22 protein-coding genes and 4 pseudogenes are annotated in these 23,800 nt (G+C 68.5%); 10 read left to right on the top strand and 16 right to left on the bottom strand.

Features of this window, described 5'->3' with window-relative positions; genetic code table 11:
* Positions 1–4 precede the first annotated feature (4 nt).
* The 4 genes and pseudogenes from SCNRRL3882_RS40105 to SCNRRL3882_RS40090 all read right to left on the bottom strand — a co-directional run bounded on the left by SCNRRL3882_RS40105 (position 5) and on the right by SCNRRL3882_RS40090 (position 3,835).
* Complete coding sequence (locus tag SCNRRL3882_RS40105; RefSeq protein WP_010047412.1) at positions 5–2,305, bottom strand: FdhF/YdeP family oxidoreductase; 2,301 nt, start codon at positions 2,303–2,305, stop codon at positions 5–7.
* A gap of 199 nt (positions 2,306–2,504) precedes the next feature.
* A pseudogene (locus SCNRRL3882_RS42145) lies at positions 2,505–2,691 on the bottom strand (MOSC domain-containing protein); the annotation flags it as partial.
* Between the two features lie 29 nt (positions 2,692–2,720).
* A pseudogene (locus tag SCNRRL3882_RS42140) lies at positions 2,721–2,929 on the bottom strand (hypothetical protein); the annotation flags it as partial.
* Positions 2,930–3,265: 336 nt separating this feature from the next.
* On the bottom strand, positions 3,266–3,835 hold the full coding sequence (locus SCNRRL3882_RS40090) for a GNAT family N-acetyltransferase (protein ID WP_010047409.1): 570 nt from the start codon (positions 3,833–3,835) through the stop codon (positions 3,266–3,268).
* 118 nt (positions 3,836–3,953) lie between these two features.
* Between SCNRRL3882_RS40090 and SCNRRL3882_RS40085 the strand changes: the two genes are divergently transcribed.
* Positions 3,954–4,562, top strand: coding sequence for an ATP-binding protein (locus SCNRRL3882_RS40085; protein ID WP_078602978.1), 609 nt, complete (start codon positions 3,954–3,956; stop codon positions 4,560–4,562).
* A gap of 100 nt (positions 4,563–4,662) precedes the next feature.
* On the opposite strand, the gene SCNRRL3882_RS42715 is transcribed toward SCNRRL3882_RS40085, so the two are convergent.
* The 5 genes from SCNRRL3882_RS42715 to SCNRRL3882_RS40055 all read right to left on the bottom strand — a co-directional run bounded on the left by SCNRRL3882_RS42715 (position 4,663) and on the right by SCNRRL3882_RS40055 (position 9,055).
* Positions 4,663–5,142 (bottom strand): GNAT family N-acetyltransferase, encoded by a 480-nt coding sequence (locus SCNRRL3882_RS42715; RefSeq protein ID WP_158688471.1) that lies wholly within the window; start codon positions 5,140–5,142, stop codon positions 4,663–4,665.
* A 183-nt stretch (positions 5,143–5,325) separates the two neighbouring features.
* Positions 5,326–5,721 carry a VOC family protein gene (locus tag SCNRRL3882_RS40075; protein WP_010047405.1) on the bottom strand — a complete coding sequence of 132 codons (396 nt, stop codon included), beginning with the start codon at positions 5,719–5,721 and terminating at the stop codon, positions 5,326–5,328.
* A 191-nt stretch (positions 5,722–5,912) separates the two neighbouring features.
* Complete coding sequence (locus SCNRRL3882_RS40070; RefSeq protein ID WP_010047404.1) at positions 5,913–6,485, bottom strand: GNAT family N-acetyltransferase; 573 nt, start codon at positions 6,483–6,485, stop codon at positions 5,913–5,915.
* A gap of 709 nt (positions 6,486–7,194) precedes the next feature.
* Positions 7,195–7,614 carry a hypothetical protein gene (locus SCNRRL3882_RS40060; RefSeq protein ID WP_010047396.1) on the bottom strand — a complete coding sequence of 140 codons (420 nt, stop codon included), beginning with the start codon at positions 7,612–7,614 and terminating at the stop codon, positions 7,195–7,197.
* 133 nt (positions 7,615–7,747) lie between these two features.
* Positions 7,748–9,055, bottom strand: coding sequence for a hypothetical protein (locus SCNRRL3882_RS40055; RefSeq protein ID WP_040904277.1), 1,308 nt, complete (start codon positions 9,053–9,055; stop codon positions 7,748–7,750).
* Between the two features lie 467 nt (positions 9,056–9,522).
* Here SCNRRL3882_RS40055 and SCNRRL3882_RS40050 point away from each other — a divergent pair, with 467 nt between their 5' ends.
* Positions 9,523–9,723 carry a hypothetical protein gene (locus tag SCNRRL3882_RS40050; RefSeq protein ID WP_010047394.1) on the top strand — a complete coding sequence of 67 codons (201 nt, stop codon included), beginning with the start codon at positions 9,523–9,525 and terminating at the stop codon, positions 9,721–9,723.
* Between the two features lie 529 nt (positions 9,724–10,252).
* Positions 10,253–10,510, top strand: coding sequence for a hypothetical protein (locus SCNRRL3882_RS41245; protein ID WP_010047391.1), 258 nt, complete (start codon positions 10,253–10,255; stop codon positions 10,508–10,510).
* A gap of 208 nt (positions 10,511–10,718) precedes the next feature.
* Here SCNRRL3882_RS41245 and SCNRRL3882_RS40040 read toward each other — a convergent pair whose 3' ends face one another.
* Positions 10,719–10,925, bottom strand: a complete 207-nt coding sequence (locus SCNRRL3882_RS40040; protein WP_159399462.1) for a hypothetical protein — start codon at positions 10,923–10,925, stop codon at positions 10,719–10,721.
* A 1,318-nt stretch (positions 10,926–12,243) separates the two neighbouring features.
* Between SCNRRL3882_RS40040 and SCNRRL3882_RS40025 the strand changes: the two genes are divergently transcribed.
* The 3 genes from SCNRRL3882_RS40025 (at position 12,244) to SCNRRL3882_RS40015 (ending at position 15,196) form a co-directional block, all read left to right on the top strand.
* On the top strand, positions 12,244–13,434 hold the full coding sequence (locus SCNRRL3882_RS40025) for an NAD(P)/FAD-dependent oxidoreductase (RefSeq protein WP_010047385.1): 1,191 nt from the start codon (positions 12,244–12,246) through the stop codon (positions 13,432–13,434).
* Between the two features lie 10 nt (positions 13,435–13,444).
* On the top strand, positions 13,445–14,383 hold the full coding sequence (gene sigJ, locus SCNRRL3882_RS40020; RefSeq protein WP_010047384.1) for an RNA polymerase sigma factor SigJ: 939 nt from the start codon (positions 13,445–13,447) through the stop codon (positions 14,381–14,383).
* A 462-nt stretch (positions 14,384–14,845) separates the two neighbouring features.
* On the top strand, positions 14,846–15,196 hold the full coding sequence (locus SCNRRL3882_RS40015) for a hypothetical protein (RefSeq protein WP_010047383.1): 351 nt from the start codon (positions 14,846–14,848) through the stop codon (positions 15,194–15,196).
* Positions 15,197–15,333: 137 nt separating this feature from the next.
* On the opposite strand, the gene SCNRRL3882_RS40010 is transcribed toward SCNRRL3882_RS40015, so the two are convergent.
* Both SCNRRL3882_RS40010 and SCNRRL3882_RS40005 read right to left on the bottom strand, forming a co-directional pair.
* The gene (locus SCNRRL3882_RS40010) at positions 15,334–16,092 is read right to left on the bottom strand and encodes a transposase family protein (protein ID WP_010047382.1); all 759 of its coding nucleotides are present in this window, start codon (positions 16,090–16,092) and stop codon (positions 15,334–15,336) included.
* A gap of 322 nt (positions 16,093–16,414) precedes the next feature.
* Positions 16,415–17,266 carry a helix-turn-helix transcriptional regulator gene (locus SCNRRL3882_RS40005; protein WP_010047381.1) on the bottom strand — a complete coding sequence of 284 codons (852 nt, stop codon included), beginning with the start codon at positions 17,264–17,266 and terminating at the stop codon, positions 16,415–16,417.
* An 87-nt stretch (positions 17,267–17,353) separates the two neighbouring features.
* Here SCNRRL3882_RS40005 and SCNRRL3882_RS40000 point away from each other — a divergent pair, with 87 nt between their 5' ends.
* Positions 17,354–18,157, top strand: a complete 804-nt coding sequence (locus SCNRRL3882_RS40000; RefSeq protein ID WP_010047380.1) for an SDR family NAD(P)-dependent oxidoreductase — start codon at positions 17,354–17,356, stop codon at positions 18,155–18,157.
* A 23-nt stretch (positions 18,158–18,180) separates the two neighbouring features.
* Here the strand turns inward: SCNRRL3882_RS40000 and SCNRRL3882_RS42490 are convergent.
* The 4 genes and pseudogenes from SCNRRL3882_RS42490 to SCNRRL3882_RS39985 form a co-directional block, all read right to left on the bottom strand.
* Positions 18,181–18,846, bottom strand: a pseudogene (locus SCNRRL3882_RS42490) (IS5 family transposase); the annotation flags it as partial.
* Positions 18,758–19,120 (bottom strand): hypothetical protein, encoded by a 363-nt coding sequence (locus SCNRRL3882_RS40955; protein WP_158688470.1) that lies wholly within the window; start codon positions 19,118–19,120, stop codon positions 18,758–18,760. The pseudogene SCNRRL3882_RS42490 and the gene SCNRRL3882_RS40955, both read right to left, overlap by 89 nt.
* A 476-nt stretch (positions 19,121–19,596) precedes the next feature.
* On the bottom strand, positions 19,597–20,304 hold the full coding sequence (locus SCNRRL3882_RS40950; RefSeq protein ID WP_158688469.1) for a hypothetical protein: 708 nt from the start codon (positions 20,302–20,304) through the stop codon (positions 19,597–19,599).
* A gap of 403 nt (positions 20,305–20,707) precedes the next feature.
* Positions 20,708–21,470, bottom strand: a pseudogene (locus tag SCNRRL3882_RS39985) (transposase family protein).
* 114 nt (positions 21,471–21,584) lie between these two features.
* Between SCNRRL3882_RS39985 and SCNRRL3882_RS39980 the strand changes: the two are divergent.
* The 3 genes from SCNRRL3882_RS39980 (at position 21,585) to SCNRRL3882_RS39970 (ending at position 23,684) form a co-directional block, all read left to right on the top strand.
* Positions 21,585–22,415 carry an AraC family transcriptional regulator gene (locus SCNRRL3882_RS39980; protein WP_010047372.1) on the top strand — a complete coding sequence of 277 codons (831 nt, stop codon included), beginning with the start codon at positions 21,585–21,587 and terminating at the stop codon, positions 22,413–22,415.
* An 82-nt stretch (positions 22,416–22,497) separates the two neighbouring features.
* A complete protein-coding gene (locus tag SCNRRL3882_RS39975; RefSeq protein ID WP_010047369.1) occupies positions 22,498–22,968 on the top strand; it encodes a cupin domain-containing protein in 471 nt (156 codons plus the stop codon).
* Positions 22,965–23,684: an SGNH/GDSL hydrolase family protein gene (locus tag SCNRRL3882_RS39970; RefSeq protein ID WP_010047367.1), complete on the top strand. Its 720-nt coding sequence runs from the start codon at positions 22,965–22,967 to the stop codon at positions 23,682–23,684. Before SCNRRL3882_RS39975 ends, SCNRRL3882_RS39970 begins: the two co-directional genes overlap by 4 nt.
* Positions 23,685–23,800 lie beyond the last annotated feature (116 nt).

Raw genomic sequence — 23,800 nt, 5'->3', positions numbered from 1 at the left:
ACCGTCACACCGAAGCTCCCCCGCCGGAGGGTTCGATGCGGATCACGATGGATTTGGTCACCGGCGTGTTACTGGTGTCGGCCGTGGAGTCCAGGGCGACCAGCACGTTTGTCTCCGGGTAGTAGGCGGCGGCGCAGCCGCGCGGCGTCGGATAGCGGACGGCGCGGAAGCCGGGGGCGCGGCGTTCACCGTCCGGGTTGACGCTGATCAGATCGACCAGGTCGCCGTCGTGGAGGTGGAGGTCGCGGAGGTCCTTCCGGTTGAGGAAGACGACCCGCCGTCCTCCCTTGATGCCGCGGTAACGGTCGTCGAGGCCGTAGACGGTGGTGTTGAACTGGTCGTGCGACCGTACCGTCGTCAGCAGCAGGTGTCCCGGCGGAACTTCGGGCGCGGTCGGTGGGTTGACCGTGAACTGCGCCTTGCCGGTCGACGTGGGAAAGGTGCGGGAGTCGCGCGGTGCCCGGGGGAGCATGAAGCCGCCGGGCTGTCGGACGCGCTCCTCGTATGCGTGGAATCCGGGGCAGACATGCTCGATGTGGCGGCGGATCACGGCGTAGTCGTCGCGCATGCCGCGCCAGCCGAGGTCGTCGCCGAAGAGAGCGTGCCCGAGGTCGGCGATGATCGCGACCTCGCTGCGCAGGTGCGGTGATCCCGGAAGGAGCCGTCCGTGCGACGAGTGCACCATGGCCATCGTGTCCTCGACCGTCACGAACTGCTCGCCGGAGACCTGCCGGTCGCGCTCGGTGCGGCCGAGGCAGGGCAGAAGCAACGCCTCGGTGCCGTGGCACAGATGGGACCGGTTCAGCTTGGTCGCGACGTGGACGGTGAGGGCGCAGTTGGCCAGCGCGGTCTCCGTGACCTGCGTGTCCGGCGTGGCCGCGGCGAAGTTGCCGCCGAGGCCCATGAACACGTCGACCTCACCGTCGCGCATGGCCTTGATCGAGCCGACGGTGTCCAGGCCGTGGGCACGGGGCGGATCGAACCCGAACTCGTCGCGGATCCTGTCCAGGAACGGTTGCGGCATCCTCTCCCAGATGCCCATGCTGCGGTCGCCCTGGACGTTGCTGTGCCCGCGGATCGGGGCGGGCCCGGCACCGGGGCGCCCGATATTGCCGCGCAACAGGAGGAAGTTGACGATCTCGCGGATGGTTGCCACGGCGTTGCGGTGCTGGGTGAGGCCCATCGCCCAGCAGACGATGACGCTGTCCGCGGCGAGCACGTCGGCCGCGCAGTCCTCGATCAGGCGGCGGGGCAGGCCGGCCATCGTCTCGATCTGCGACCAGTCCAGGGCGCGCCATGCCGTTGCGGCCGCTTCGAAGCCGTCGCAGTACCGGTCGATGAAGTGGTGGTCGAGCACGGAGCCCGGCTGGGAGTCCTCCCGGTCGACCAGGGTACGGTTCAGGCCCGCGAAAAGGGCCAGATCGCCGTTGATGCGCACCGGGAGCCAGCGGTCGGCGAGCTGCGTGCCCGGGCCGACCAGGCCGCGCGCGGTCTGTGGGTTGTGGTAGCGGCCGAACCCGGCTTCGGGGAGCGGGTTGACTGCGACGATGCGGGCGCCGCGCCGCTTGGCCTGTTCGAGCGCGCTGAGCATGCGGGGGTGGCAGGTGCCGGGATTCTGGCCCACGATGATGATCAAGTCCGCGTAATCGGTGATGTCGGAGATCGTGATGAGACCTTTTCCGACGCCGATGGTCGCGCTCAGGGCCTCGCCGCTCGACTCGTGGCACATGTTCGAGCAGTCGGGCAGATTGTTCGTGCCGAGCCTGCGCGCCAGCAACTGGTAGAGGAAGGCGGCCTCGTTGCTCGTCCGGCCGCTGGTGTAGAAGACGGCACGGTTCGGATCGGCGAGGCCGAGCAGGCGATCGGCGGTGAGCGCGAGCGCGTCCTCCCACGAGATGGGCGCGTAGTGCGTCGCGCCGGGGGCGAGGTGCATCGGCTGGGCCAGCCGGCCCTGCGACTCCAGCCAGTGACCGTCCCGCTCCCGCAGGTCAGCGACGGAGTGCTCGGCGAAGAACGCCGCGTCGACGCGTTTGCGCGTGGCCTCCCACGCGACGGCCTTCGCGCCGTTCTCGCAGAACTCCGCGATCTTCCGGTGGTCGGGATCGGGGTCGCCCCACGCACAGCTCGGACAGTCGAAACCGTCGACGTGGTTCACCTTCAACAGCGTCTGCAGACTCCGCTTCGGCCCCATTTCGGCCATGGAATACCGCGCGGACTCGGTGATGCCGTGAATTCCGACGCTGGCCTTCTCGGGTCCTGACGAGGTCACATCCGATACGGACGGTTTGATCGGTTTCTCAGCCATGACTGCCTCTTTGCCCTATACATGGACTATCGTATGCGAGAGCAACGTCGACCGCAGCCGTCGCCTCACTCCGAGCAATTGGCGGCCGTCGGAACAGCCAGTCTTCTACCGGGCGTATCGGGCAAACTGCAGCCAGGTCCGGCACCCTCACCTGACGTCGACGAAGTCGCCGGCTGCCGTGGACGGGCGGCCTGGTCGGAGAACCGCAGTGGTGCTTCACGTCGTAGACCCGGTCTCCGACGAGACCGACCGCGCCGGTGCCCTTGGGGCCGGGGGGCGATGACGGCGACCGGGCCGTCGACGGGTCGCTTGTCGAGGCCTGTCGCGCTGAGAGCCTTCCAAGGGGTGGGGCGGGGCCTGCCGACATTGGCGGAGAGCAGCTTCACCGCCGGGGGTCAGGCCGGCCACTCTCGGATCACCGGGGCGTTTCGCAGGTGATCTCGTCACGTGGGTGTAGTGGGTGCGGAACGGCTCCCGTCGCACTTCCTTGCCGTCGTTGTGGAAGACCCGCTCGACGGTGACGTCGAAGCCCTCGAGCGGGGTCTGCGGCACGCATTTCTTGTCGGCGCTCACCTTCTGCTCCGGCTCTTTCACATTGCTGCGGGGCCCCTTGACCGATGTGAGTCCGGTCATCCGCGGCCGGCGCCGTGGCCGCGTTCGAGGAGCTGCTGGCAGACACGGTGCGGGCGCTGGGCCCTGACCACCCCGACACCCTGACCGCCCGCAAGAACTTCGCTCGGTGGCGGAGTAAGGATGATCGTTGATGAAACGACCGGTTGTTGGACGGCGGTCCCCAGCTGCAAGCTTGAGAGAGCCGGACGTTGTCGACGGTCATGGAATTCCCCACGTGAAGTGTTTCGGCATCAGATAATTCCCCACCCTCACGATCACGTTTCCCCAGGGGGATGACGGTCGCGTGGGCGACGTACGGGCCTTTGCTGTGAGCCGTCGGCAGGCTGCTCAAGGACAGGGCATGCTCATGTAGAGGGCTTGTTCGCCCGATGAGGGTGTGCCGTCGTAGAGCGTCGCGTCCAGGCCGCAGAAGGTGAATCCCATCCGCTGGTAGGCGTGGATCGCCGGGACGTTGATGTTGGTGACTTCCAGCCAGATGTGGCCGGCACCGGACTCACTGGCGAATTTGACGGCGTGGCCGATCAGGGCGCGGCCGACGCCCCGACCCCGATGTGCCGGAGCGACTTCGATGTCCTCGATGGCCAGCCGTCGGTTCCACGAAGCGTAGGAGGCAGTGGCGAAGCCTGCCAGACTGCCGTCGGTGCCGACGGCGACGAAGGTGCGGCTGTTCGGATCCCCCTCGGCTACCGGGGCATCGGCGTCGTCGGTGTTGTCGGCTGGGAAGACCTTGTGGATGGGCGGGTCCACCAGGATTTCCTGGAGGGTGAACCCATTCTCGGTGATGGCCACCTGGAAGATGGTGTGGGTGGTGAAGGACCCGTCGAGTGCCTCGATGGCCTCGGTGTCCTCAGGCCGGGCAGTGCGGAACACGTAGCCCATGTCGTCGACGGTCGTCATGGCATGAACTTATGACCGGTCCGACCGGCATGGATCGAGTTCTGGACGGCTTGCAACCCGGGCTGCTGGGCAGGCCGCGGCGACCAGTGCACCTGAGGCAGATCCAATGCGCCAACCCATGCTGAAAATCAATCTCTTCACCATCTTGGGAAGGTTTGAGCGTTATGTGATTTTCTATCCGAATCCTCCTGGCTTCCTCGGGCAGTCGATCAACCCGCACACCGGCCGACGGCACCCTTCCTCCAGGTCCTCTGCCAGGACGAGATCACCCGCCGGGAGACCGTCGCCTCCCAAGACGCATATCGCCCAGGCCCTCGGTCATCTGGCCGTCCGTCAGGGCGCCCAGGTCCGGTTCGCCAAGACAAGCCGCATCCTGGCGGACCTCGCAGGCGGCCACGCGGACCGCACCTGGGAGAAACGGACCCGCGAACTGGTACGTCCCGACGTCCTCATCCTCGACGACTTCGCCATGCGCCAGCTCAACGCGACCCAGGCCGATGACCTCTACGAACTCGTCTCCGAGCGGCAGAAACGCTCCCTGATCATCACCAGCAATCGGGCACCCAGCGACTGGCATCCCCTCTTCCCCAATCCCGTCGTCGCCGAGTCCCTCCTCGACCGGCTCATCAACACCAGCCACCAGGCCATCATGAACGGCCCCTGCTACCGGCCGAACAAACACCCCAGGAACCGCACCGACAAGCAGGACAGCCCCAAGATCAAGTAAGCGTCACCGCTTCCAGGGGCTGGGGAATTACGTGACCTCAGCCCCGGGGAATTACGTGACCACCCACAACGGGTTCTTCTCGCCTGACTTTACGGCGAGCTCACGCACTACAGTCCTGCAGGGTGCACCGGTAACGAACTTCGGACACGGACACTCCGTCGTAGACGTCAGCCTGGACAGCACCGTCAGCGATGTAGCCCGCTCGCTCGTAGAAGTGACGTGCCCGAGTGTTGTCGGTGAGGACCCACAACAACATCAGGCTGAAACCATCCGCGTGAGCGTGCACGGCTTCGAGGAGCGTGCGACCGATTCCCGACCCAATGAGTGAGGGCTGAACGTACAGGGCGTAGAACTCACCCATGGCCGTACTCGCTCCATTGCCGCGAAAGCGTCCGAAGCACGCCCAACCCACCACTCGTCCATAAGCGTCGACCGCTACCAGGTTCGGCCTACCTCGATGGACTGACGGTTGAGGCCGATGTTCAGCAGCACCGTCGGCACTTTGAAAGGTCGAAGGAGGCCACGTTCCGTCATAGCTCGTACAGTCAGCATCTCGGCACCGTAGGAGACCCGTGGCCACGACCTCCGGGGAATCACGACCGATGTAGCCGCAGCAACTACACAGATTGGCCGCCGCACGGAAACTGTGCCAGAACCTCAGAAAGGGATCTGGCACAGATCTGGGGAGCGGTCGCGGAGGGTAACTGAGGTCTTGTCGGCAACATGACGGTTACGGAGTGACGAGGGGATGGCCGCTCGCGGCCTAATTCTGCGGTGCCAGGGTGCGAAGGACGCAGAACTCGTTGCCCTCCGGGTCTGCCATGACCACCCAGTTTCGATCTGCGCCTTGGCCCACGTCCGTCTTGGTGGCGCCGAGGTTGAGCAATCTGGTTACCTCGTCCTCGGTGCTGCCGTCGATCGGGCTGACGTCGAGGTGAAGCCGGTTCTTCACGGTCTTGCCCTCGGGCACCTGGATGAACAGCAGGGTGGGCGACATCTGGCGGGCCCGAACATCCTCAACAGTCGGCACCCAGGAGCCGATCTCGACCTTACCCTCGCTCCGGTCGATCACCTTGAAGTCCAGGACGTCGCACCAGAAGGCCGCGAGTCTCTCCGGATCGTGGCAGTCAACGGTCAACTCGGTGAACCTACTTGTCATGACTCTCCCAGATAGTGCTGCGGGACTCAGAGAGAATGCTGCCGCTCCGTGCGGACCCTACGAGCTGCTGGATGCTCCAGCGGTGCGGATGGTCGGGATCAGTGGGGCAAGCCAAGACGTTGAGCTCGCCGGAGCGGCCCACGGTGACCTCGGTGGAGGTTGTGGACTCAAAAAGCGGGCACGTCTCGGCCCTAGCGGCCGGCCGTCGGCGTGCCCGTCGTGTGCCACTCGCGGCGGAGGAGGCCGAAGACCCAGGAGTCGGAGACGTCGCCGTTGACGACGCAGTCCTCGCGGAGGGTGCCTTCGCGGACGAAGCCGAGCTTCTCCAGGACCCGGGCGGACGCCACATTTCGGGTGTCGGTCTCGGCCTGGACGCGGTTCAGGTCCAGGGTGTCGAACGCCCACTGCAGTACGGCGTGCGCGGTCTCCGTGGCGTAGCCGTGGCCCCACGCAGCGGCGTCGAAGACGTAGCCCAGGGACGCGCTTCGGAAGTCCGGGTTCCAGCTGGTCAGGCCGCACCAGCCGATGAACGCGCCGTCGGAGACGCGGTCGACGGCCACCCGCGCTCCCGTGCCTTGCTCCTCGATCGTCCGGCAGCTCGCGATGAAGCGCTGGGCGCGGGCCGGTTCGGTCCACGGCGGGGAGTCCCAGTAACGCAGCACGTGGGTGCTGCTGTGCAGCGCGTAGAGCGGCGCCGCGTCGGCCTCGGTGAACGGCCGCAGTCGCAGGCGGGCGGTGTGCAGCTCGGGGGTGGGTAATGTCATGCCGAGCATCCTGCCGCGTCACGCTCGCCCCCGACCATCCGTTTATCTGGACGGTCGGGGGCGCGTACGTCCCCGGTGAAGCCGGACGCGCCGCATGGGCGGGTGAGTCCGCAGTGCCGTGCCGACATGGCGAGCAAACGGCGGCCGTACTGGCGTGCCCCCGGGAGATCGACCAGCCTCGTCCTGTACCGGACCCGGACAGATGGAGGTACGCCGTTCACTTCACCGGGTCGGCCGGCATTGCCGACGGCGCACTCGCCGGTCCTCGGCCCTCGGCCCTCGGCCGAGCCGGACATCGCGCAAGCGACCTGGTTCAGAAGGCGGAGGAACTCGCCCACCGCCGGCTCGACGTCCTGTGGCACGCACCCGATCAACCTGACTGGTGAACCGGCACGGTCACCGACGCAGGGCCACTTCCACCCGCCTGAGGGAAACCCGTGACCATTTCGATTCCCTCTCGGGCGGCGGCTGCCTCCCAAACCGGTGCACATCCGCTGCCCGTTCTCGCGGACAGAGCCAGCCAGCTCTCCGCGATGACGACATGAAGGATGTGCGTCCTACGCCCATCGACGCAACGCACATACAACAGGCGGTCGGTCATACCATTGGAATGCCGCCGTTATCCCAGATCCGTCAGCGCCTCTTCGCGCGGCAGCAGCGGTCCGGTGACGCGCTCGGCGCTCCAGGCCGGATGGCCAGAGCGCTGGCGTCAGGCCCTGCCGACGTGCAGCTTTTTGCCGGTCGTGCCGTCGGAGACGGGGCGTCCGTGCAGTGGCGTGTGCAGCTTGACGCTGACCGGTCCGAACCTCACGTCGGCCGGGCAGGGGTGCTTCGCGTTGCTCTCCCGCGTGGTCAGGCGCAGGGTCAGGGTGACGGCGCTGCCGGTTTCGTCGGCAGTGAGGCGCAGGGTCTGGCACCCTCCCGCGGTACCGGCCGTGGTGAGCGTACGGCCGTCGGCGCCGACCGTGACCGGGCGCGTGATGGCTTCGCCGGACTCCTGGAGATCGCCCGAGGAGTGGGACGCCGCGCTCCCGCAGGCGGTGAGCAGGAGGCAGGAGGCGGCTGACGCTACGGCGGCGGCAACGGGGCGAACCCAGTGGTTCATGGCAGAGGGACGTGCGCCGGTCATGTCTGGCTCCTCCTGGTAAGGACGGCGCTGTGCGGCGGCTCCACGCCGTCCCGTGGTGGCCCGCGTGGCCGCGTGGGGCCTTGCGCGGTCGTACGGGACGGCGCGGTTTGCCGCTGGGGCGGCTGTGCGGTCGTTACGTCGTCGGGTTGAGCTTCAGTCCGAAGTGGCCGAGAATGTCGGGCGCCTCGGTCCAGTAGATGTAGCTTCCGCCTTCCGTCTGGTAGGGGTCGGTCAAGGCCGAGACGACTCCGCGTGCCTGGCGGGTGGACCCGGACACGGCGAACACCATCGCTCCGCTGTCACCGTGGCCCACCGCCCACTGCTCGCCGGGCAGCCTGGTCCCCTCGACTCCGCGCACGTTGTGCGTCCCGGACCAGTCGGTGAGCGAGTAGGTGATGTCCTGGTTGGTGACCTCGATGGCGCAGACCGTGCCGTACCCCATGAAGAAGGAGGCGGCGCCGTCCTGGCAGACGTAGTCGCCCGTGTACGAGTACGCGTCGCTCGTCACCGGCTCCCACGTGGTCGAGTCGCTCTCGTCGCTGTTGTTGTTGGCGCCGTCCAGTTCCTCCGCGTCCCAGCTCCCGCTGGTGCCGGTCACCGTACCGACGTAGTTGCCCTCCTGGCCGTTGAGGTCGTTGTAGAAGTTGCCGGTGGTCGGGGTGGTTCCCGCTCCGGTGTAGACGCGGTCGCCGGTGGGGAAGCAGTGGTTCGCGGTCACCATGATCGGGTGGCCGTCGCTCGTGCGGACCGCGGGCAGGCCCGCGGAGCAGTAGGAGGAGCCGTCCGTCAGCACATCACCGCCGATGAACGGCGAGGAGTCGTGCCATTTGACGTCCGCCCAGCTGGCCGGCGTGATGGGGCTGCCCTGCTGGAAGACCACGGTGACGCCGTCGAAGGTGTTCGCCTGCCGTCCGTCGGTCGCCCCGGCCGCGGGCAGGTCGGCCCGGGCGGTCACCGGCTTGTCGACGGCGACGTCGAGCGCCGAGCCGTCCGGGGCCACGGCGACGGAGTACACCTCGTACGGCAACTCGTGCGCGTCGGCTTCGGCGAGGAGGGAGGAGCGTGCCGCGTGCAACGCCCGCAGTGTGAAGGCGGCCTTGTCGACCTCGACGCGCGAGGTGTCGAGACCGGGGTCGGTCCGGCGGGCGGCCTGGAGCAGCCCCGGCGCGTCCGCCGGGACCGTGGTGTAGAGGTGCACCAAGCCGGCGGGCGCGTCGATGCGCACGCCTGCGTAGCTGCCGGGGTCGCTCTTCTCGCCTGCCGTGTCGACCGCGCCGGCGATCGCTCGCAGCGGATCGAGCAGGCGGTTCTGCGCCGCGGGGCTCATCATGGCTATCTGTGCGGCGGTCGGCCGAGCTGACATGGCGGTCCCGGCGGCCTGGGCCGCCGTCGTCGGCGCGGCCAGCAGTGCCGCTCCTGTCGTACCCAGAGTGAGAACCACTCTGAGGGATCTGTTCACCCAACACCTCGATTCGGGCATGTTCACAGGGGCGTGAGGGGTGGTGCGAGGGATGCCGGGACAGCGTAAGTACCGTGGGTGTAAGCGGTATCTGAGCTGTTCTCAGGCTTTGCTCGTTGATGCCGGAAATTGGCCGTTGCATCGGTCACGCCTGACCATGGGCACACCGTGGCCGCGCGGTGCGGCGGTGGAGGACTGGCCGGGATCAGGGACATGGTGTGGAGGGCGATGTCGGCCCGTGGCCTTTGTGACCCTCTTTGCGCGGCCGGAGAGCTCTGCGTTGGGGTGGTCTGCATCCGTACCGGCCCAGGGCGCTTTTTATCAGTTCGCACACGCCGCCGTGCAGAGGGCGGCGGTCTCCGTGCTGCTGGGGCCAGGGCCTGGCTGTCGATGGCATCCATCCCACCACCGTCGGATACGGCATCCTCGCCCAGGAACTGATCACTGTCATGCGGCGGGCCGGAGTGGAGTTCCGCCACCCCGATGGCAGCCTGCGGGCGGATCCGGTCACCGTCGACTTCGCCCGGCTGATCCGCCGCGACACCCTGATCAACCAGCCGCCGGGCAACCTCGCCTCCGGCCTTGACGCTCTCGCCTGGGTCGAGCCCACCCTGAGCCTCCTTCAACGCACCCTGTACTTCGGCGTCTGAGGGAGATCCGCTTGGCGAGGGCGGCGCCGCGTCAACGACCTCGTGCATGGTTGTAGAGACGACGAGCAACACGTTTCGCAACAACCGCCAGTCCCACCAGAGTTCACAAAGGCGTCCCTGGCCGAACTCCCCACAAGAGATGCCCTCTTACACCCGCGGTGACGCGGAGGGCCGTTCCGGATGAGGAAACCTCTGGGCTTGCTCAAGGAGGGATTGAATGTGCCGGGGCAGGGGGCATCGTCCGGGCAGCCGGTGCGCACGCCCCGGTGGGAGGGGGGAAAGTCATGGTGACTGCGTTCATTCTGGTGGGCGCCGCCGTCCTGGGGATGGCTGCGCTGTGTGCCTGGCTCATGCGCCGCGCATGGCGGCGTGCCTGGGAGGATCTGGGCTGGCAGGCGTCCGCGAGCGGTCGGGCGAGCGGGCATGGCCATGGGGCATGGGCGGCGAGCAGCGGTGCGGGCACGGCATCAGCGACAGGTGGCGGTGACAGTTCGTCCAGCTGGTCGTCCTGGTACGCCACGGATTCCTCGTGCGACGGCTCGTCGGCCGGCTCTTCCTGCAGCAGCTCGTCCTCCTGCAGCTCGTCGTCCTGCGGCAGCTCCTCGTCCTGTGGCAGCAGCTCGTCGTCCTGTGGCAGCAGTTCCTGTTGATGGCCGCGGCCGGATACGCCGACGGCAGGCATGGCGGAAGTTCAGGTGAGCTCCTCTCCCGGATGCCGCTGTGGGTCCGGCCCGGGGACGCCGCTTTCGCCGTTCTCTCACCTGGCCATGGTCCGCTGATCCGGTGATCGGCGAGACACGGACTCACACGGACACCCCGGCGGCGCGCGGCCTGCCGCTCGTCGCGGCGCTGCTGACTCCGGCTGGCGCGCGCACTCATCTCGGCACCGCTGTGGCATACGCGAACCGGTGCGGCGATACGGTTCTGGCCGCGTGGGCGTACGGGGCGCAGAGCATGGTGGTTCGCAGTACTGGCAACCTGTCCGCAGCGTTCTCCTACGCCGAACGCGGTGCGGCCGCGGCCCCCAGCGGCTGGTCCGGGCGCAGTTGCACGCCTGGGCTTTGTTGTCCACCCTCGCCCAGCAGGGCCGTGACCGGGAAGCGAACGCTGCCCTGGAGGTGGCGCTGGCGGCACTCGAGGCCGATCCAGTCGGCGAAGCTCCGGGCCGGTTCGGGTTCGACGAGGCGGAGCTCGCCCTCCACCAGGCCGAGGCGCATGGACCGACCGGTTCCCGACCGCCGAGCGCAAAGCCCGCCTCGGCACCGACATGGCCCGCGCCTGGTGGGCCTGGCAGCGGCCCGAACAGACCGGCCGCGCACTCCTGGACGCCTACCACGCCAGCCCCGGCGAAGTCCGCGACCGGCCCGCGATCCCCCACATCGTCAACGAACTTCGCCGAACAGCACCCGCGCACCAGTGGCGTACGCGAACTGCACACCGCAGTGACACGGGCCATCTGACGCCCGTGCGGCGGCACGGGCGCGCAGCCCCACAGGATCCGGGGCGCTGCGCTTGAGCGCCTTCACATAGGGCCGTGCCGCCACTTCCTTCAGGGCGCGGTGTCCCCCGAGTGCGGAGCGGCAGTGCGGACAGGTGCGGCCGCGGGCTCACAACCGACGGGACGACCCGAGTCACAGCAGGCGGGGCTCCCCCGTTCGCCGTTAATTCGTGAACGAGAGACGCCAAGCCAAGGTGCCGGCCTTTGGCGAACAGGGAGCGCAGCTGCGCCTCGGTCACCTCCTGTCCAAGCGTGAGACCGATCGCGGGAAGGCCCGGGCCTATCCATCTGCTGACCGGAACGCCAGCGTCCTGCTGCGCCCTCTTCAGCGGTTTGTGTGTGGGTTGCGGCTCCGGTTCCGGCCCGGCGCTCAGGGCGGTGCCCGTCACGGCACCGGCGCAGATCAGCACGCGCTGTCGCGGTGAGTCCTTTGCGGCTCACCGGTCGGCGCTGAAGTGGTCGAGGATTTCGTCGCTGCAGTCGTGCGCGCCGACCGGGGTTCGCGTGAAGGACAACATGCCGTCGTCATTGCCTTCCTGCTTGGCTTTGGCCAGTTGCGTCTCGATGTCCGCGATGTACTCGGCGCACTCGGCGCTGACGGGCTTCTCGGGCTGCGGGTCAGGCGCCGGGAAGGCGGCGGGTGGCGGCTATAGCGGCCGCGCACAGGACCGCCCACGGGGCGACCCGCGTGCGGCGACTCATCCGTAACGGCTTCGGCATCCAGGCATCCTATGAGCACCACGCGGGTCGGCGGTGGTTGGTGCTGCCGGGTGCGGGCGTCTCACGACTTGGGGACGGGCCACCAGCGGTCGCCGCAGGTATAGAGAGAGGGACCGGGCGTCCGGGCCTTCGTCATGTCCCTGAACTTCCTCTCCGGTCGCTGCTGGCGAGTGCCGGCCTCCGGCGCCTGTCGAGGCTCAGCCGCTCGCCCCAGTTCAGTGACCCGCGTCACATCCGGCTCCTGTCAGCAATCGGGGCGCTGCCTCGTTCAGGGGGCACGCGAACGAGACAGGAGCATCGCCATGAAGCACCGCATCGTCGTCCTCGGCGCCGGATACGCCGGGGCCTTCGCCGCCGGAAACCTGGCCCGCCGGCTTTCGCCCGCCGACGTAGAGATCACCGTCGTCAACGCCGTGCCCGACTTCGTCGAGCGGATGCGGCTCCACCAGCTCGCGATCGGCCAGGACCTTGCGGTCCGCAAGCTCGCCGACGTGTTCGCGGGCACCGGTGTGCGGCTGCGCCTGGCGCGCGTGACCGGCGTCGACCCCGAGCACAGGACCGTCGCTGTGACGGGCGAGGACGGCGACGGCGAGCTCGCGTACGACACGCTTCTCTACACTCTCGGCAGCTCCGTCGCCCACCATGGGATCCCCGGCGTGGCCGAGTACGCCTTCGATGTGACCGGCCGGTCCTCGGCGCTGCGTCTGCGCGAGCGCCTGGCCGGCCTGGGCGAGGGCGGCACCGTGCTGGTCGTCGGTGAGGGGCTGACCGGCATCGAGACCGCCACGGAGTTCGCCGAGTCCCGGTCCGACCTCTCGGTCGCACTCGCCGCCCGGGGCGAGCTGGGCGCGTGGCTCTCCCCGAGGGCTCGTCGGCACCTGCGCCGGGCCTTCGACCGGCTCGGCATCACCGTCCACGAGCACACCAGTATCGAAGCCGTGGAGCCGGCACGGGCGATCGCCGCCGACGATATGTCCGTCCCGGCCGACGTGACCGTGTGGGCGGCCGGGTTCGCCGTGCACCCCATCGCTGCCGCCGCCGGCCTGGAGGTCGCCGAGACCGGCCAGATCGTCGTCGACCGCACCATGCGCTCGGTCTCGCACCCGGACGTCTACGCCGCCGGTGACTGCGCCTACGCGATCGGCGACAACGGCCGGCCGCTGCCGATGTCCTGCGGCTCAGCCGGCTACACCAACATGCAGGCGACCGCCGCGATCATCGCGCGCCTGACGGGCAGCGAGGTCCCCACCACCGGGCTGAAGTACTACGGCAACCACATCAGCCTCGGGAAGCGGGACGCGATCTTCCAGATGGTGGACGGGGAGGTCCGGTCGAAGTCCTGGTACCTGGGCGGCCGGATGGCCGCGCGGCTCAAGTCGGGCGTGCTCAGGGGGGCGGGGTGGAGCATCGCCCATCCGACGTTCGGCATGCCGAAGCGCAGGCGCCGCCTGGTCACCGCGCCCGACCGGTCCGGTGTGAGGGCCGCCGCATAGGCTCTTGCGCATGGACAGCGCAGCCATCGATCGGTTCGAGGCCAGCCGTGGCCGGCTGGCCTCGCTCGCGTACCGTCTGCTCGGCTCGGCGGCCGACGCCGAGGACGCCGTGCAGGATGCCTTCCTGCGCTGGCAGGCCGCGGACCGGGAACGTATCGAGGTGCCGGAGGCGTGGCTGACCAAGGTCGTCACCAATCTCTGCCTGGACCGGCTCCGCTCGGCGCAGACGCGCCATGAGCGCGCTGCCGGAGACTGGCTGCCCGAGCCGCTCCTCGAGGGCGACCCGATGCTCGGCCCTGCCGATACCTTCGAGCAGCGCGAATCGGTGTCCTTGGCCGTGCTGGCCCTCATGGAGCGCCTCTCACCGGTCGAGCGGGCCGCTTACGTCCTGCGTGAGGCCTTCTCGTACCCCCACGCCGAGATCGCCGGGATCCTCGACATCACCGAGTCCGCGAGCCAGCAGCATGTCCACCGGGCCCGACGCCGGGTCACCGCCGAGCGCCGCGGCGGCGACGAGGTGGACCCCGCGTCCGCGCGCCGGATCGTCGAGGAGTTCCTCGCCGCCGCCGCGTCGGGACGCACCGAACGGCTGGTGGCGCTGCTCACCGACGACGTGACGGCGGTCTCGGACGGCGCCGGACTGGCCAGGCGGCTGCTGCGGTACAAGACGCGCGAGCGTGTCGCCTCCTTCGTGCGGGCCGGCTTCAAGCCCACGCCGGCGAAGCGGCGGCTGGCCGGCGGCTCCCCCGCGATGCACATCGCGCTGGTCAACGGCTCACCGGCCGTCCTCGCCGTGATCGAGGACCGGGTCGTGGGCACCGTGGCGTTCGACATCAGCGACGGCAAGGTCGCCTCCCTGCACGGCATCGCCGCCGCGGACCGCCTCACGCGCCTCAATCAGGCCTGGCAGCAGCACGAGCCCGAGGCGCCGGTCATCCACGCATGGTGACACGAGCCCCCGGAAGCTCGAACCACCTGCGGTCCGGGCCTCGACCGACCTCACCTTCACGCGGCCGGTCTCAGCTGCCGTCCGGGGCCGTCGCGGGCCACGCCTGGGCGCTGACGAAGGCTGGGGTACAGCTGCCGAACAGTGGGAACATGCACGGCGCCGCCGTGGAAGACATCACCGCATGACGTGGCCCTTGCCCGAACCGATGCTCACCGCACCCGCGGACAGCCCTACCCTGCCCTCCGGATGGGCCGCAGGTCGAAGGGGGATGGTTCTCCAGACACTTGACGTTGCCTCATCCGAGTGACATCGCGGCATCTCTCCGAGGGGCAGTTCCCCGATCTGCTGGCGTGTGACTGCTGTGGTGTGGCTAGGGCGGCGCTCAGCGGCCCCACCAAGCCGGCTCCAACTGGCCCCAGTTCTAGGGTGGTTTGTGAAGATCAGGCGTCTTGATTTGGTCCCGTGGGGCGTCCCGATCTGGGACCGTCGCGGTGGCAGTTCCCGGAGATTCCCGAGGAGCGTCAGATCGCCGTCGAGCGGTTCCTCGCCAAGAGGCCCGAGCTCGTGCCGTATGCCAGCAACCTCCTGCGTCGGCCCGACATCGCGCCGCTCGCGGTCGAGATGTTGCTGGAGTTCGAGGCGGAGGAGCGGACTCGGCGCGAGCCCGCCCCAAAGGCCCCGAGGTCCGCCGGTACTGGCAGGGGCAATGGATGGATGGACTACGTTGCTGCTCTGTCGGGCGACGACATCCGGCGCCTCGCCGTCGAACTGGACAGCGAGATCAGCCAGCACCGTGACATCGCTGACCAGTGATCGCCAGCTGAAGGGTGTTGCAGAAGGCTTGGTGGCGGCATGTCTGGGGTGATGGCTGGCCTGCTGTTCCACGCTGTCATGGCGAGGTTGTGCATGGTTGCCAGGGAGACGTCGAAAATGGCGGCGGGGCTCGGTGTTCACATCTGCCGCGCCGGCGTCAGGTCCGCGATCTGCTGATGGGACAGCAGACCGGCAACGGCTTGGGCGATGTCGCTCATGTGCTCGCGGCGGCCGAGATGGCGGGCCAGCGCCCGCCAGTTCTTCAAGTGGGCGATGCCGTGCTCGACCCGGATGCGTCGCGAGGAATGTGCCTTGCGTTGCCGCTCATGCATTTCGTCGTACCAGTCCGGAGCGTTCTTCTTGAACTTGCGATGCGGCGGTGTCACCACACGTCCGCCGCTCTGAGCACCCAGGCCCTGGTAGCCGGCATCGGCGAGAATCTCCACGGCGGGGCCGTCGGCCAGGAGCTCGACCAGGCCTAACTGACGAGCGTGGGTGATGTCCGCGCAGCTTCCCGGCTCGGTCGGGCTGCAGAACAGCACGCGGCCGTCGCCGTCCGTGCGCGCCATGGATTTGACGGCGTTCTGCTTGCTCTTGCCGGAGATGAACGTGTCCCGGTCCTTGCGCCCGGCGGCCGGCCGCCGGACCCGGATCTCGGTGCCGTCGACGATCCCGGTCATGTCGCCGGCGCCGAGGTGGTCGACGACCTCGGCCAGGGTCCGCAACCGCACGCCGGGGCTGACAGTGCACCCTCGCTCGGCGAGCAGGGGCCGCACCTCGCCGATGGCTCGGGTGATGGTGGAGCGGTCCACGCCGAACAAGCAGGCCAGCACGTCGTGCGTGGGCCCGTGCCGGACGTGCACGACGGTGGCCAGGAGCCGGTCGACGAAGACCAACCGGTGCTTTCGCACCGGCGCCCACCGCCCCGCCTCCGCTGCCTGGACGCAAGGCTGGCCTGATGCCGTTCATGCCACAACGGGCCCAACTCCGCCACGAGTCCAGCAATCACATCGGCTGACAGACCTGTGATCCTTCGGTCGCTGATGATCGACGATCAGGAGCTCGACGTCCCCCTTCCAACATGCACGAGCTCGTTAGGGCGTGTGTCGAAAGTGGTTGCTCAGGGGCCGCGCCGTGCAGGGCAGGGCTCAGAAGCGCGCGGGCGGTGCTGACCGGCGTCGGTCCACATCAGGGGACGTGAAGTGCGGCCGGTGTGGCTCAGCGCGTGACGTCCATGCGCTGTGTGCCGATGACCGACAGCAGCCGTAGCGCCTCTTCGGAGGGCGAGCCTGGGACCGCGGTGTAGATCACGACCTGCTGGTCGCGGTCGGTGATGTCGAGGACGTCGCAGTTGACGGTGACGGGGCCGACCAGCGGGTGCTGGAAGGTCTTGCACAGGGTGAGCTCGGCGGACACGTCGTGGGATTGCCACAAGCGGGTGAACTCTTCGCTTTTGTCGAGGAGTTCGGCTACCAGCTCGGCGACCTCCGGATCGTCGGGGTAGCGGGCGGCGGCGGCGCGCAGCCGCTGCGTCGAGATGCGGGCGAAGGCGTCCGCGTCCGACACTCCGTACAGCCGCTGCCCCTGCGTGTGCGGGCCAAGAAAGACACGGCGCACGAGGTTGCGGTCGCGTCGCGGCAGGGCGGAGAAGTCCTCCATCAGGGCTGCCGCCAGATCGTTCCAGGCCAGCACCTCGAAGGTCGCGGACGTTACGGTCGCCGCGGCCTGCGGCAGTCGGTGCAGCAGGTCGAGGATGCTCTGCCGTACCTGGCGCGAGGGCCCGGCCGACGGGAGCGGCGGTGTGCCGGCCAGGTGATGGAGATGGTCGCGTTCGGCGTCCGTCAGGCGCAGGGCCCGAGCCAGTCCGGCCAGCACCTCGTGCGACGGGTGCGGCGCCCGGGCCTGCTCCAGCCGTGTGTAGTACTCGGTCGAGATGTGCGCCAGCTGCGCCACCTCCTCACGGCGCAGGCCCGGGGTGCGGCGGCGCGGTCCGGCGGGCAGCCCCACCTCGGCAGGGGTGATCCGCTCGCGTCGGCTGCGCAGGAAGTCGGCCAGTTGTCGTCGGTCCACCTCTCCAGTGTGCGGGGGCGCCGGGCCGCGGATCCAGGTACCGCCGGTGCCTGGTTGCGCTTCGCGGACGGGCGCAGGCTTGGCGCCATGGACAACACACCTGCCACCGGCACACCCACCACGCCTGCCGCCCTGGGCATGCTGGCCGACAAGGTCGCCTTCATCACCGGTGCCGGGCGCGGTATCGGAGCCGCCGCGGCTCGGCTCTTCGCCCGCGAGGGCGCCCGAGTACTTCTCGCGGCCCGGACGGAGGACCAGCTGCAGGCGGTGACCGCGCAGATCCGGGCGGCAGGCGGCACCGCGGAGTACGTGGTGTGCGACCTGGCCGACGCGGCCGGCGTGCGCGCCGCCGTGGACCGCGCCGTGAACGTCTACGGCCGACTCGACATCGCCTTCAACAACGGCGCGACGATCCAGCAGCCCGGCCCGATGCACCAGCTGCCGGAGGCCGACTTCGACCGCCTCTACGACGTGAACCTCAAGGGCGTCTGGCTGGCCATGGTCGCCGAGATCGCCGCCATCCGAACCACCGCCGGGACCGGCGCAATCGTCAACAACTCATCTGTCGGCAGCCTGATGGGCAATCCCGAGCTGCCCGTTTACGGCGCGATGAAACGGGCGGTCAACAGCCTCACCGAGTCGGCCGCCGTCACCTACGGCCCGGAAGGCATCCGCGTCAACGCCATCGCCCCTGGCAACACGGCGACCGAGATGATAAGCACCTGGGAAAAGGGATCACCCGGTCTCCGAGAGCGGCTCACGGCGCACACCCCGCTGGGCCGCGCGGCCGACCAGCAGGAGATCGCGCAGGCCGCCGCCTGGCTGCTGAGCGACCGCTCCTCCTACGTGACCGGCACGGTCCTCCGGGTCGACGGCGGCGCGCGGGCCTGAGCCAGAGACGCCTCTATCCCCGTTCACAGCCACTCGTTGATCGCCGCTACGAGGACGGTCGCCTCGTAGCGGACCGCGAGCTTGTCGTACCTTGTTCCCACAGCTCGGTGCCTTTGAGTCGATTGATGCCGCACTCAACCGCGTGCCGAGCTTTGTAGTCCTCCCGGTCGAACTTCGGCGGACGGCCGCCGCAGGAGCCGAATATCTTGCGGTTGCAGATGTGATCGGCCTTGTCCGGGACGGTGCAGCGGATCCCGCGTCTGCGCAGGTAGGCGCGGTTCTCACGGGAGGCGTAGGCCTTGTCGGCGCAACCGCGTGGGCCGGTTGCGCGGCCTGCCCGACCCCGGTCGGGGCACTCTGATGCGCCCCCAGGACGACCTCGAACTGCGGGGAGTCGCCCCGCTGCCCGGCAGTGATCATGATGGACTGGGCTTCCGGCCCTGCTCGACGGCCAGGTGCAGCTTGGTGGTCAGGCCACCGCGCGAGCGCCCAAGGCCGTGGTCGCCCGGCTCGGTGGAGACGCCGCCGGGCGGCTCCTTCTGCAGGTCCCCCTTTTTTCCTGCCCCGGCGGCATGCTGGTGGGCACGGACGATGGTGGAGTCAACGTTGATCTCCCAGGTGATCAGGTCCTTGGCATCGGCCCGGACCTGCAGGGCTGTGAAGATCCGCTGCCAGGTGCCGTTGCGCTTCGGAGATCAGGCGCTTCACCTTGCGCCGTACTCGCTCCGACGACCTCGAGGTCAGCGGCACCCGCGTGCAGCGCGGCCTCAGCCCACGTGCCGTTGTCGGGATCCGCCACGCTTGAACCACCTCCCGCTCGGTCGGGTGGAGCGCACGCAGCAATGCCGCCAGCCGCGCATCGGCGGGGACGAAGCCGATCACCTCCTCGGGCACCGCTGTGCTGTTCGCGAGGAGGTCGTACAAAGAGACGTTCTCGCCCATCGGCGTGTCCAGCAGCAGCACCCTCCTGCCGTGTGACCGGCGCCGCCATAGCGGCACCGCCTGCCGGTGAACTCTCGCGCCTCCGCTCGCGGCTGACTGACTACCTCATCGGGTTTCAACCGAAATCCACCGGTGACAGACGATCTCCCGAAGAAGGTCACATCCCTGACCGGCGCAAGTACATCACCGCAGGCGCACACCAGCCCCGTGATCTGCGAAGTACAGGATGAAATCTTTTCACTGGGCCCTTTTCAACTTCGAACCCGCAGGTCATCGGCGTTGGTGTAGTCGGTGATCTCGTACTTGTGCTGGTCGCGTGCGGTTGCCTGCATTCAAGATCGTCTGACAGTGGGTGGCCTCGGTATTGGCCAGCCCGAGCAGCGCCCGCAGCGGCGTGTTCGCGTAACGGGCCGACAGCCGCATGCGATCAGCACGAGAACACGATCAGCGAAGCGCACCAGCGCGCCGTGACCATCGACTTCAGCATGGCGGATCTTCTATGCAAGTCCGTATCCGGAGTCGGGTAGGTGTGCCACTCGGGGATGGCGGCGATCGATGTAGGTTCCGTATCGGGCAACACGGACAACGGCCACACCCCGGCTGACCACATCCCTCTCGAATTCCCCGTGATCACCGACTGTGATGCCGCGCGCATAGGCGGCCTCCCTCTTGGCCCGGGGCTGGCCGGCATGGATCAGCCCAACTCCATGCATGCCAAGTTCTCCGTCGATCTTGCTATAGAGCTGAGCATCCTCCCGAGCGCGAGACTCAGTGGGGGCCATGACATGAACACTGATATCACGGGCGTACAGGCCACGGGCGTAGAGGAAAGCCGGCAGTGCGGCGGCGAGAGAGCGGTCCCGATCCGTGCAAGGGACGCTGAGGGTCTCGATGGTCCGCTTGGCCTTGCGTAGGCGCCGACCCTCAAGTTGATCGCACATGGCCATCCCAATGGCCATCTGGTCGTCACTCAACGTCACCCCGACAGACTGACGGATCCCCTCGGCTATCAGCGCGAGTTCCCTGAAACGCAGCTCTCCGGCTGGGAGTAGCTCTCCGCCTAGGAACGGTTCATAGCCTGAGCCGCCCAGTACACCCGAGTTCAAGTCCGTTCGGATGCCGAACCTTGCTCTCCACGATCCAGCGGGTACGGGCCGCTGGCCGATGACGCCGATCCAAGACGGCGCGTCCGGCGCTTTGAACACACCCCCGCAGCCTCGATGGCGCATTCGGCGGGCACGGGACCTGATCACGTGGGGCAAGATGCAATCGTTGCAGATCCAGCGTCGGCAGCGGTCGCACTGCCATGCCTCCATTGCACTCAGTACATTGCGGGCGTGGTTTTCGAGCGGGTTGTCGGGAGGCGACGAATCCTTCCACCGCTCGTTCAAGGTCTCGTGCTTCGGCTCCATCTGAACAGGTGGTATTGGCTGTAGACAGATCCCGCACGATTCGCTGGGCTCCTGCTCGCGATTGGCTGTCACAGCCGCCACTTGTACCACGCCCCTCTGGGGACCGGTCCCGACACCAGGGTCCGTCAAACGGCAGGTGCCCCGAGGCGGTTGAACCGCTCCGCGGCTGCCGCCGGATACTGAGTCTTGCCCAACCTCAGCTTGAGGCGTTGAGGTGAAGGGTGAGGACCGCTTGGACGAGGCCGGTGATGCGGGTGGTGCTGCACCGCAGCTTGCGCAAGAGCCGCAAGGTCTTCAGCGTGGCCATGGCCTGTTCACCGAGCGCACGGATCTTGGCATGGGGAGTTGCCGGCCTGCCGGCCCGCGGACAGCTTGTCCCAGCGGCCGCGGTAAGGAACCCGCATGGTGCCGCCGGCGCCCTGGTAGCCCCTGTCGGCCCAGCAGCGGATGTCGGCCTCGACAGGGGCGTCGATGATGCCGTGGGTGCGGGCGGCGCGCAGCTCGTGCACCGCGCCGGGCAGTGCGGCCGAGGCCCACAGCAAGTTCCCGAGCGGGTCGGCGAGCACCTGGACGTTCATCCCGTGCCTTTTGCGCTTGCCGGAGTAATAGGGCCGGTCGGCGGCGATGCGGCCGATGGGGAGCAGTGTCCCATCGAGGATCAGGTACGCCTTCTGCGTCGCCGTGCCGAGGACGGTGGTCAGGTGGGCGGCCCGCGCGGCCAGGACCGCGACAGCCTCGGCCACGTACCGGTAGACCGTGGTGGTCCCGACGCCGCAACCAGTCGCCAACTGGGCGTTGGTGTGACCGCACCGCAGATGGGCGAGGACCAGCAGGGCCTGCCGGCCGGCAGGCAGCCGGCGCCACCGGGTGCCGCGCTGAGGGCGGCGGGCCCGCAGCAGGCCGGACAGGAAGCGAAGGGCTGAGCTGGACAGATCGATCCGCGATGAGTGAACAAGCACGCGAAGCTCCAGGCAGCGGGGTGCCGGTAAGAACCGTGTCACCAGCGGCAAACGGCGGTGATCAGCCCTTGGACGGTGATCTTGCTGGGCTGGGCGGCTCGTACACTGACGAAAATGGAGGACCACACGGCCACCGGGATCGCTGCACGTCCGGCGCCCTCCTTGCGGCAGTACGTCGACTCGTACGTCGGTTTCGACCTCCGCGGGTTCCCGGCAGGGGTGCACTGCGGCCCGCCGAGCCGCGCGCTCACTGCGGTGATCAGCCTGTCAGATCCTTTAGAGATGGCGGCGGGCGTTGACGACGGGTCACCGGTCACCCGATTCAGCAGCGTGGCCGGCGGTCTGATGTGCCGGTCCGTCGCGATCCACCACGACGGACGCCAGCAAGGCGTGCAGGTATCGCTGACACCGCGCGGGGCCCGGGCCATCTACGGCATGCCTGCCGCCGAGCTCGCCCACCGACTGGTCCCACTCGACGAGCTTCTCGGAGCGCTAGCCGTCGAGCTGGTCGACCGGCTCCGAGCGGCGACAACATGGACCGCGCGGTTCACCGCGCTGGACGAATTGCTCCTCCGAGCTGTCGGCCGCGGCGGCGACCGCGTGCCCCGGGAGCGCCCCGAGGTAGCCGAGGCGTGGCGCCGCCTCGTCGCCGCGCGGGGTTGCGTCCAGGTTGGTGCGGTCGCCGCGGAACTCGGCTGGAGCCGTCGGTACCTCACCGAGCGGTTTCGCGGTGAGGTGGGCCTGTCGCCGAAGACCTTCGCCCGAGTCTTGCGCTTCGAGCACGCGCACGAACTGGCCGCGGCGCAAGACCCGCTCCCGTGGGCCGATGTGGCAACCGTCTCCGGCTACGCCGACCAGGCCCATCTCGTTCGGGACTGGCGCGAGTTCACGAACCGATCACCGACGGCCTGGCGTCGCAGCGAAGTCCTCCTCGGAGCCAGGTAGCCGCCAATTGTCTGCCCGTCGCGTCGGCTTCTCTTCCCTTTTCTTCAAGACCGCCCGATCGCTGTCGTGGACGATCGCCGGCATGAGACTCGTCAACCACGAACGCAACGCCATGGACCTGCGGACCACCCCCGTGCACCTCGGACTGGGATCGAGAGCGAAACCCGTCGAGGGCTTCGCCTGGGACCCGGAGGTGCTCCAGGCCTACAGCGCCGCGGTCGCGGCAGACGGCGCCGAGGGCCGGATGGTGATGATCTTCGACGGCGACGGCCTCGGCGACCATTGGGAGAGTCACCCCGCAGGCGACGAACTGGTCGTTTGCCTCAGCGGGTCCGTGACGGTCACCCGCGACGTGGACGGGGTGCCCGACCGCGTTCTGCTCGGGCCGGGCGAGGCCACCATCAACCCGGCCGGGGTATGGCACGTGGTCGACATGGAGGGGCCTACGTCCATCCTGGCCATCACCGCGAGCCTCGGCACCGACCACCGTCCTCGGACCGACACCAGCCCGACCGAACGCGTCGGCACGCCCGGCCCGGAGGAAGCGCCGTGACGATACGCATCGCGTGCCTCGGCGACAGCCTCACCCGCGCGCAGTTCAGCGTCGACTACCTGGGCCTTCTTGGACGACGCCACCCTCCCGGTGACGTGCAGCTTGCCCGCCTCGGCGCCAACGGTGACTTCGCCTACAACCTCTTGCAGCGCCTTGATGCCGTCGTCACGAACCCGCCCGATGTGATCACCGTCTTGATCGGAACCAACGACGCCCGAGCGAGCCTCGCCGGCTACCCCGTCGAGCAGGCCATGAAGCGCAAACAGCTCCCCGATCGCCCGTCAGCCGGCTGGTTCCAACAGTGCCTGGGAACCGTCGTCGCACGGCTGCGAGCGGAGACCGACGCGACGATCGGTCTGCTGTCGCTACCGGTACTCGGCCAACAACTCGACGGAGCAGCGGCACAGGCATCGCAGGCGTACAGCCGGATGATCGCCGAGGTCGCCGCCACCAACGAGGTGGCCTACCTTCCGCTCCACGAACGCCAGACCGAGGAACTACGCCAAGCTGGCCCGCCGCCGATCCCCTACCGGGAGGTGACGCCCGCAGCGAGCGTCAGCGTCCTCGTCCAGCACGCAGTGCTGCGCCGCAGCCTCGACACGATCTCACGGCGGCGAGGTCTCGTGCTCACGACCGACCACATCCACCAGAACAGCCGCGGAGCGACCCTTATCGCCGAGGTCATCGACGCCGGTCTGCTGACCCAGAGCACGTAGCTGGTTCCAGCGCCCAGCCGGTCGGATGCCATCTTCCGCGCGGAGGTGGCATCCGATCCAGGCGGTCAACGCCTACGGCAACAAGATCAACCAACGGTTCCACAACGGGGAGGGCT

The organism is Streptomyces chartreusis NRRL 3882, assembly GCF_900236475.1.
Classification (GTDB): Bacteria; Actinomycetota; Actinomycetes; order Streptomycetales; family Streptomycetaceae; genus Streptomyces; species Streptomyces chartreusis_D.
The sequence above is the reverse complement of the archived record's forward strand: the minus strand, read 5'-3'. Positions and strand labels throughout refer to the sequence as shown.

Bases quoted from the DNA above. Each gene is read 5' to 3' on its own strand.
- SCNRRL3882_RS40075 (WP_010047405.1), bottom strand. From the start codon at position 5,721: ATGACAAGTAGGTTCACCGAGTTGACCGTTGACTGCCACGATCCGGAG.
- SCNRRL3882_RS40060 (WP_010047396.1), bottom strand. From the start codon at position 7,614: ATGACCGGCGCACGTCCCTCTGCCATGAACCACTGGGTTCGCCCCGTT.
- SCNRRL3882_RS40085 (WP_078602978.1), top strand. From the start codon at position 3,954: ATGCTGAAAATCAATCTCTTCACCATCTTGGGAAGGTTTGAGCGTTAT.
- SCNRRL3882_RS40070 (WP_010047404.1), bottom strand. From the start codon at position 6,485: ATGACATTACCCACCCCCGAGCTGCACACCGCCCGCCTGCGACTGCGG.
- SCNRRL3882_RS40025 (WP_010047385.1), top strand. From the start codon at position 12,244: ATGAAGCACCGCATCGTCGTCCTCGGCGCCGGATACGCCGGGGCCTTC.
- SCNRRL3882_RS40090 (WP_010047409.1), bottom strand. From the start codon at position 3,835: ATGACGACCGTCGACGACATGGGCTACGTGTTCCGCACTGCCCGGCCT.
- SCNRRL3882_RS39975 (WP_010047369.1), top strand. From the start codon at position 22,498: ATGAGACTCGTCAACCACGAACGCAACGCCATGGACCTGCGGACCACC.
- SCNRRL3882_RS39980 (WP_010047372.1), top strand. From the start codon at position 21,585: ATGGAGGACCACACGGCCACCGGGATCGCTGCACGTCCGGCGCCCTCC.
- sigJ (WP_010047384.1), top strand. From the start codon at position 13,445: ATGGACAGCGCAGCCATCGATCGGTTCGAGGCCAGCCGTGGCCGGCTG.
- SCNRRL3882_RS40000 (WP_010047380.1), top strand. From the start codon at position 17,354: ATGGACAACACACCTGCCACCGGCACACCCACCACGCCTGCCGCCCTG.
- SCNRRL3882_RS40050 (WP_010047394.1), top strand. From the start codon at position 9,523: ATGCGGCGGGCCGGAGTGGAGTTCCGCCACCCCGATGGCAGCCTGCGG.
- SCNRRL3882_RS40105 (WP_010047412.1), bottom strand. From the start codon at position 2,305: ATGGCTGAGAAACCGATCAAACCGTCCGTATCGGATGTGACCTCGTCA.